This is a genomic window from Actinomadura sp. 6K520 (assembly GCF_004349245.1).
Taxonomy (GTDB): domain Bacteria; phylum Actinomycetota; class Actinomycetes; order Streptosporangiales; family Streptosporangiaceae; genus Spirillospora.
In genome coordinates this window covers 1-6,270 of sequence record NZ_SMLC01000279.1, presented here as the reverse complement: position 1 = coordinate 6,270, position 6,270 = coordinate 1, and the positions used below count along the sequence as shown (strand labels likewise).

The window sequence follows — 6,270 nt, the reverse complement described above, 5'->3', positions numbered from 1 at the left end:
GGGCGTTCGGGCACACCGGACCCCGGGAGGGCCTCCAGGGCGGCGAACGAGCCTCGGGAGGTCTCGATGTTCGTCCGGCTGACGCCGGGGGGCAAGGTCAGGAACCGGGGCGTGCTCACGGGGGACCACCATACTCAATCGGCGGCAACGGACACCCGTGAAAAACCTTCGGTGGTAGCGTCGGCAGGGTGCGTCCGAAGCCTGCCATCTCCGCGCACCGCCGTGACGAAGCCGGGCTGACCGGCCTGTCCATGGCCGTCGAGTCCGGTGCGGAGTACGTGGAGATCGACATCCGGCGGACGGGGGACGGGCGCCTCGTCGTCCACCACGACGCCGACCTCGCCGGGTTGCCGCTGAACCGGCTCACCTACGACCGGGTGCAGGAACTGGCGCCGCGGCCCGTCCCGCTCGTCAGCGAGGCCATGAAGATCATCGGGGGCCGGGCGCAGGGCCATCTGGACCTCAAGGAGCGCGGCACCGAGCACGAGACGGTGGAGATGGCCATCGACGCGTTCGGGCCGGACCGCTTCGTCGTCACCACGCGCGAGGTGCTGTCGCTCGTGCAGATCAAGCGGGCCTTCCCCGACGTGCGGACGGCGCTGTCGGTGGGGCGCAACCTGTGGGAGCGCGGCGTCGCGCACGACTTCGCGCCGCTGCGCCTGATCCGCAAGGCCGGCGCCGACATGGTCGCCGTCAACCACCGGCTGGCCCGCGTCGGCGTGCTGCGCCAGTGCGGCCGCGCGGGGATTCCCGCGATGGTGTGGACGGTCAACGCCGAACCGGTGATGCGGCGGTTCCTCGGTGACCCGCGCGTCGCCGTCCTGGTCACCGACCACCCCGACGTCGCGATGAAGGTGCGGGACGGCCGGCCCTGACGAGACCGCGACTCAACCGCGAGACCGGCGGGAGGCCCCGCGGTTGATGTCGGACTTGCTGCTAGGCGCTCTGTGACGCCTCGGTCGTGCCGGTGGCCGGCTTGCCGGCGCGGGTGCGGCGGCGGCTCCGGCTGCGCTTGCGCTCGGTCGCCACGGCGTCGACCACGTTGTCGTCCGCGGCGCTTCCCCCGGCGGCGGTGTCCCGGTGGGACGACCCCCCACGCCCCCCGGCAGTTGAAGGGTCGGCCTTCACCTCGCCGCCCTCGACGGGCTTGCCGCCGCGGGTGCGGGTCCGGTCGCGCTTGCGGCGGCGCGGCGGCCGGGGGCGTTCCCGGTCATGGCCGCGGTCGTTGCCGCGGTCGTTGCTGCGGGTCCGGCCGGTCTCGCCGATGTCCTCCAGCTCCTCGGCGTCCAGCCCGGCGCGGTCGTGCCGCTTGTCCTTGGGCAGCCGGCCCTTCGTGCCCTCGGGGATGCCGAGGACGGAGAAGAAGTGCGGGGACGTGGAGTACGTCTCCTCCGGAGCGGCGAACGGCAGGTCGAGCGTGCTGTTGATCAGCTTCCACCGGGTGAGGTCGGACCAGTCGATGAACGTGACGGCGACGCCCTCCTTGCCCGCGCGGCCGGTCCGGCCGATGCGGTGCACGTAGGTGTCGGCGCTGTCGGGGCACTCGTAGTTGACGACGTGGGTCACGTCGTCGACGTCGAGGCCGCGGGCGGCGACGTCGGTGGCGACGAGAACGCCGATCTTGCCGCTGCGGAACGCGCGCAGCGCGCGCTCGCGCTGGCTCTGCCCGAGGTCGCCGTGGACGGCGGCGGCGTCGAAGCCCCGCTGCACCAGATCGGCGGCGACCCTGTCGCAGGCCCGCTTGGTCTGGCAGAAGATCATCGTGAGCCCGCGTCCCTCGGCCTGCAGGAGACGGGCCACCATCTCCGGCTTGTCCATCTGGTGGGCCTGGAACACGTGCTGGACGACCTGCGGTGTCGCGTCCGACTCGGTGTGCGACTCGGCCCGGACGTTGGTGGGACGGGTCAGGTAGGCGCGCGACAGTGCGACGATCTCGCCCGGCATGGTCGCCGAGAACATCATCGTCTGCCGCTTCGCCGGGATCCGCTCGATGATCCGCTCGATGTCCGGCAGGAAGCCGAGGTCGAGCATCCGGTCGGCCTCGTCCAGCACCAGGATCTCGACCTGCGAAAGGTCGAGGTGCTTCTGCTTGACGAGGTCGAGGAGGCGGCCCGGGGTGCCGACGACGACGTCGACGCCCTCCCGGAGCGCGTCGATCTGCGGCTCGTACGCCCGGCCGCCGTAGACGGACAGGACGCGGGAGCCGAGCTTGCCGCCGGCGACCAGCAGGTCGTCCGTCACCTGGAGGGCCAGCTCGCGGGTCGGCGCCACGACGAGCGCGCGCGGTGCGCGGCCGCCGTGCTCGATGCGCTGCAGCAGCGCCGCACCGAACGCGAGGGTCTTGCCGGTGCCCGTGCGGGCCTGGCCGATGATGTCGTGGCCGCCCAGCGCGATCGGCAGGGCGAGCTCCTGGATGGGGAATGCTTCTACGATGCCCTCTGCTTCAAGGGCGTCTGCTATCTCGGGTACGACCCCGAGTTCACGAAAGGTAGTCAGGGCTTCCAGCCTCCAATATGCGGGGTCTCCGCTCCCGGGTGCGGCGCGGCCCGCGAAGGGCGTCACCGCGTGGGCACGCCCGCCGAGCGTTTGCCATGGCCGCGCGCTCGCGCGGGAGGGACCAGCCGTTGCTCAAAATCTGTCGGCGACCGCAGTCAGGGGTTGAAAGCAGTCACTCACGGTGGCTGCGTGCGGTCACACTCCGCGACGCAGTGTACCGACCGTCGGTTGCATACACCAATAGCCGATCACCGGATCAAACGCAGCCGCGGTTTCATCTATTCCACCGCCCGCCCCGCCAGGGGGCGCCGAGCGTCCGCTGCGTCGGGGCGGAGCCGCTGAACGGCCCTGTCGCGGGGGCCGTCAAACGGCCACATCCGGACAGCCGTGCCCGGGAACGGGGGAAGCCCCCGCCCGGGTGGGCGAGGGCTTCCGGCCGTTCATGCCGCCGTGCTCGGTGGGTCAGTAGGAGCGGCGACCGGTGCGCCAGCCCCGGCGTCCGCTGCCGCGCGTGTTCAGCGACGTGAGCGCCACCACCCCGATGGCCGCGATCACCAGCGCGAACACGATGGCGACGAGGGTGCCCGCGCCCAGCGCGTCCGCGATGACCCCGCCGAGGACGGCACCCGCGATCCCGACGAGGATCGTGAGCAGAATGCCGATCGGATTGCGGCCGGGGACGAGCAGCCGCGCCAGGGCTCCGACGACGGCACCGACGACGATGAACCAGAGAATCGTCGTGAGCATATCGATCATCCATTCCTTTCGTGGGCCGGTGGCCCGTGGTCGGGAATCGATATGCCCTTCCTGTCGGATTCAAACAAAGTGGAGGTCAAGACACGGGCTGCCGCGCCGGAACGCGGTCAGGCGTACTGGGCGCCGAACCCGACGTTGCGCTGCTCGTCCTCGGTGATCTCCAGGTAGCCGACGCGTTCGGCCGGGACGACGACCCGCCCGGCGCGCCGGTCCTGGAGGGCGAAGACGCCGCCCGGCCGGGACAGCGCGTCCGCCAGCGCGTCCTGGACCTCGTCGGCCGACTGCCCGGTGTCGACCACGAGTTCCTTCGGAACGTTCTGCACACCGATGCGCACCTGCACGCGTTGCTCCCGTCGTCCGTCACGGCCCGCCGCCCGCCGGCGGGCCCTCCCACGATGGTCGCACGGAGCTCACCGGTACCGCCCGCACTCCCGTTTCACCGAGCGTGAAAGCCCGCGGCGGCTCCGTGGCGGGCGGGCGGGTGCGTCAGCCCTGCTCGGCGCTCATGGGGAAGCCGGAGATCCCGCGCCAGGCCAGCCGGGCGATGATCTTCTCGGCGGTGTCCTTGGGGATGGCCCGGTGCTGGGAGAGCCAGTAGCGGGCGCTGACCTCCGCCATGCCGACGAGGCCCATGCCCAGCAGGTACGCCTCGTCGGTGGGGGCGTTGGTGTCCTCGGCGATGACCTGGGCGATCATCTCGGCGCACTGCTGGTTGGCGCGGTCGACGCGCGCCCGCACGGGCGCGACGTTGCGGAGGTCGGACTCGAAGACCAGGCGGTACGCCTCGCCGTCGCCGGCCACGAAGTCGTAGAAGGCCTGCATGCTCGCCTGGACGCGCATCTTGTTGTCCGTGGTGGACGCGAGCGCGTCGCGGACGATCTTCACCAGGGCCTCGGCGTGTTCGTCCAGCAGGGCCAGGTACAGCTCCAGCTTGCCCGGGAAGTGCTGGTAGAGGACGGGTTTGCTGACGCCTGCGCGCTCGGCGATCTCGTCCATCGCCGCCGCGTGGTACCCCTGCGCGACGAACACCTCCTGGGCCGCGCCGAGCAGTTGCCTGCGGCGCGCCAGTCGCGGCAGCCTCGTGCCGCGGGGGCGTGCGTCCGGGGTCGCGGTCACCACACTCTCCGATCAACGATCATTGCGGCGGACGGGGGCCCCTCCGCCGCGCGGGAACAATCTCATCATCCTACGCGCGGGTAACTCCGTCGGTCACGGCCGAAGCACGCGGACGTTCCTTCACGCAGGTCAGTGTATTGACGGCGGGGACCCCGGGCACCCTCCTTCCGGCCGGGTTTCACCGGTAGTCGTCCTCGTCGAGCGGCACCTCGAACCGCTGCTCGACCGCGTCCGCCTCGTTGACGTCGTCCGGTACCTGCGCGGACCACTCCCGGGGCCCTTCCTCCTCGCCGATCGCGGCGCGCTGCTCGGCCGCGTCGGCCTCGTTGGCCTCGTTGGCCTCATCGGCCGCGGCGTCCTCGCCGGGGCCGGTGACCGCCGGGTCGAGGTCGTCGGTCTCGCTCATCACACGTCCTCCTCACAGGGCCCGCCTTCGCGGGGGGCTGCCTCACAGGTCCGCCGCCAGTTCCCGGAGCGGCGCCTCGACGGACTCGCCGTAGGTCGGGAACGCGTGGACGACGTCGGTGAGCATGCTCAACGGCGTCTCCGCGCGGATGGCCAGCGTGATCTCGCTCATCCACTCCTCGGCGTTGAGTCCGGCCGCGGCGGCGCCGACCAGCAGGCCCCGCGACCGGTCGGCGTACAGTTCGACCCGGCCGCGTTCGTCGGCCTCGACCGCCGCCCGGACCGTCGCGGCGAGGTCGTACCCGGCCGTGCGGAGGTCTATGCCGAGTTCCGCGGCCTGCACGGGCGAGATCCCCACCGAGTAGACGGTGGGCGTGGTGTAGACGACGCGGGGGATCGCGCGGTAGTCGGTCTCGCGGCGCCGCCCGAGGAGGTTGGACAGCACCACCCGCGCCTGGTAGCGCGCCGCGTGGGTGGCGGCGGCGATCCCCGTGACGTCCCCGGCAGCCCAGACCCCGCCCGCCCAGGCCCCGTCCGCTTCGCACGGCACCCGGCACGTCTCGTCCACCGGGACCCCGTGCCCCGGGGTGACGGCGACGCCGAGGTTCTCCAGGCCGAGGCCCGCCACCCGGGGGCGGCGCCCGGCGGCGACGAGGACGCGGTCGGCGTCGATCGTCCCGCCGTCCGACAGCCACAGCCGCAGCCCGGTGTCCTTGCGCCCGGCGTGGCCGACGGCGGCGCCGAGCCGCAGGTCGACGCCCGTCCGGCGCAGCGCGTCGGCGAGCACCTCCCCGGCGAACGGCGCCTCGGCGGTCAGCAGCCGCCCGGACGCCTCGACGAGCGACACCTGCGAGCCGAACGAGGCGTACACCTGCGCCAGCTCGCAGCCGACCGGGCCGCCGCCGAGGATCGCCAGCCGGCGGGGCAGGTCGGGCACCGACAGGGCCTCGTCGCTGGTCCACAGCGGGACGTCGGCGAGGCCGTCGACGGCCGGGATCACCGGCTCGCCGCCGGTGCAGACGACGAGGTCGTCGAAGCCGTGCGCGGTGCCGTCGACCTCGATCCGCCCCGGCCCGGTGACACGGCCCCGGCCGCGCAGGACGGTCACGCCCGCCTCGGCCATCCGCGCGACGGCGGGGTCGTCGCGGCGGCACCCGGCCAGCGCGTCGCGCCGGGCGAGCGCCGCCTCCCAGGTCTCGCCGCGCCGCGCCGACAGCAGCAGCGACTTCGACGGCACGCACGCGAAGTACGGTGACACCCCGCCGACCAGGTGGCTCTCGACGAGCGCGACGTCACGGCCCGCGCGGGCGAGCCCGGACGCCACCAGTTCGCCCGCCGTTCCCCCGCCCAGCACCACGGCGTCGTAGTGGTGGTTCTGCGTCAACTGCCCGGCCTCCCGCCCCGTGTGGTGTCCCCGGACCATGGTGACGGAATCCGGCGCCGGAGAGTGCCGCTTCGAACACATAGGGCACACGAAATGTCGCGGGCCGGGCGGGC

The 6,270-nt window shown here is 72.8% G+C and carries 7 protein-coding genes and 1 pseudogene; 1 reads left to right on the top strand and 7 read right to left on the bottom strand.

What is annotated here, in order from left to right:
- A pseudogene (locus tag E1289_RS39950) lies at window positions 1–119 on the bottom strand (alpha/beta hydrolase); the annotation flags it as partial.
- A 69-nt stretch (window positions 120–188) separates the two neighbouring features.
- On the opposite strand from E1289_RS39950, the gene E1289_RS35770 reads away from it, so the two are divergent.
- Window positions 189–875 carry a glycerophosphodiester phosphodiesterase gene (locus E1289_RS35770; protein WP_131988313.1) on the top strand — a complete coding sequence of 229 codons (687 nt, stop codon included), beginning with the start codon at window positions 189–191 and terminating at the stop codon, window positions 873–875.
- Window positions 876–936: 61 nt separating this feature from the next.
- On the opposite strand, the gene E1289_RS35765 is transcribed toward E1289_RS35770, so the two are convergent.
- The 6 genes from E1289_RS35765 to E1289_RS35740 all read right to left on the bottom strand — a co-directional run bounded on the left by E1289_RS35765 (window position 937) and on the right by E1289_RS35740 (window position 6,157).
- A complete protein-coding gene (locus E1289_RS35765) occupies window positions 937–2,460 on the bottom strand; it encodes a DEAD/DEAH box helicase (RefSeq protein ID WP_243713407.1) in 1,524 nt (507 codons plus the stop codon).
- Window positions 2,461–2,958: 498 nt separating this feature from the next.
- Window positions 2,959–3,243, bottom strand: coding sequence for a GlsB/YeaQ/YmgE family stress response membrane protein (locus tag E1289_RS35760; protein ID WP_131988311.1), 285 nt, complete (start codon window positions 3,241–3,243; stop codon window positions 2,959–2,961).
- 116 nt (window positions 3,244–3,359) lie between these two features.
- On the bottom strand, window positions 3,360–3,593 hold the full coding sequence (locus E1289_RS35755; RefSeq protein ID WP_131988309.1) for a DUF3107 domain-containing protein: 234 nt from the start codon (window positions 3,591–3,593) through the stop codon (window positions 3,360–3,362).
- Window positions 3,594–3,738: 145 nt separating this feature from the next.
- Window positions 3,739–4,368, bottom strand: coding sequence for a TetR/AcrR family transcriptional regulator (locus E1289_RS35750; protein WP_131988307.1), 630 nt, complete (start codon window positions 4,366–4,368; stop codon window positions 3,739–3,741).
- A 178-nt stretch (window positions 4,369–4,546) separates the two neighbouring features.
- Window positions 4,547–4,774 (bottom strand): hypothetical protein, encoded by a 228-nt coding sequence (locus E1289_RS35745; protein WP_131988305.1) that lies wholly within the window; start codon window positions 4,772–4,774, stop codon window positions 4,547–4,549.
- 42 nt (window positions 4,775–4,816) lie between these two features.
- Window positions 4,817–6,157 (bottom strand): NAD(P)/FAD-dependent oxidoreductase, encoded by a 1,341-nt coding sequence (locus tag E1289_RS35740; RefSeq protein ID WP_243713406.1) that lies wholly within the window; start codon window positions 6,155–6,157, stop codon window positions 4,817–4,819.
- Between the last annotated feature and the right edge of the window lie 113 nt (window positions 6,158–6,270).